Source organism: Streptomyces sp. NPDC016469 (genome assembly GCF_040632905.1).
In the GTDB taxonomy this organism is placed as follows: Bacteria; Actinomycetota; Actinomycetes; order Streptomycetales; family Streptomycetaceae; genus Streptomyces.
Genome location: NZ_JBEYCQ010000108.1, coordinates 1 through 1524, shown reverse-complemented (window position 1 = coordinate 1524; position 1524 = coordinate 1). Strand labels below are relative to the sequence as shown.

Here is a 1524-nt window from a genome sequence, read left to right as displayed (position 1 = left end):
AACACAGTGGACGCGAGCAACTGAGGACAAGCCCTCGGCCTATTAGTACCAGTCAGCTCCACCCGTTACCGGGCTTCCACATCTGGCCTATCAACCCAGTCGTCTACTGGGAGCCTTAACCAATCAAGTTGGTGGGAATACTCATCTCGAAGCAGGCTTCCCGCTTAGATGCTTTCAGCGGTTATCCTTTCCGAACGTAGCCAACCAGCCATGCCCTTGGCAGAACAACTGGCACACCAGAGGTTCGTCCGTCCCGGTCCTCTCGTACTAGGGACAGCCCTTCTCAATATTCCTACGCGCACAGCGGATAGGGACCGAACTGTCTCACGACGTTCTAAACCCAGCTCGCGTACCGCTTTAATGGGCGAACAGCCCAACCCTTGGGACCGACTCCAGCCCCAGGATGCGACGAGCCGACATCGAGGTGCCAAACCATCCCGTCGATATGGACTCTTGGGGAAGATCAGCCTGTTATCCCCGGGGTACCTTTTATCCGTTGAGCGACAGCGCTTCCACAAGCCACTGCCGGATCACTAGTCCCGACTTTCGTCCCTGCTCGACCCGTCGGTCTCACAGTCAAGCTCCCTTGTGCACTTACACTCAACACCTGATTGCCAACCAGGCTGAGGGAACCTTTGGGCGCCTCCGTTACTCTTTAGGAGGCAACCGCCCCAGTTAAACTACCCATCAGACACTGTCCCTGATCCGGATCACGGACCCAGGTTAGACATCCAGCACGACCAGAGTGGTATTTCAACGACGACTCCACAACCACTGGCGTGGCCGCTTCAAAGTCTCCCACCTATCCTACACAAGCCGAACCGAACACCAATATCAAACTATAGTAAAGGTCCCGGGGTCTTTCCGTCCTGCTGCGCGAAACGAGCATCTTTACTCGTAGTGCAATTTCACCGGGCCTATGGTTGAGACAGTCGAGAAGTCGTTACGCCATTCGTGCAGGTCGGAACTTACCCGACAAGGAATTTCGCTACCTTAGGATGGTTATAGTTACCACCGCCGTTTACTGGCGCTTAAGTTCTCAGCTTCGCCACCCCGAAGAGCAGCTAACCGGTCCCCTTAACGTTCCAGCACCGGGCAGGCGTCAGTCCGTATACATCGCCTTACGGCTTCGCACGGACCTGTGTTTTTAGTAAACAGTCGCTTCTCGCTGGTCTCTGCGGCCACCCCCAGCTCACCGAGTAAATCGGATCACCAGTGATGGCCCCCCTTCTCCCGAAGTTACGGGGGCATTTTGCCGAGTTCCTTAACCATAGTTCACCCGAACGCCTCGGTATTCTCTACCTGACCACCTGAGTCGGTTTAGGGTACGGGCCGCCATGAAACTCGCTAGAGGCTTTTCTCGACAGCATAGGATCATCCACTTCACCACAATCGGCTCGGCATCAGGTCTCAGACTTATATGCACGACGGATTTGCCTACCGTGCGTCCTACACCCTTACCCCGGGACAACCACCGCCCGGGCTGGACTACCTTCCTGCGTCACCCCATCGCTTACCTACTAC

1 rRNA gene is annotated in these 1524 nt (G+C 55.8%); it reads right to left on the bottom strand.

The features are described from left to right. Positions 1 to 22: 22 nt before the first annotated feature. A 23S ribosomal RNA gene (locus ABZ565_RS35525) occupies positions 23 to 1524 on the bottom strand; the annotation flags it as partial.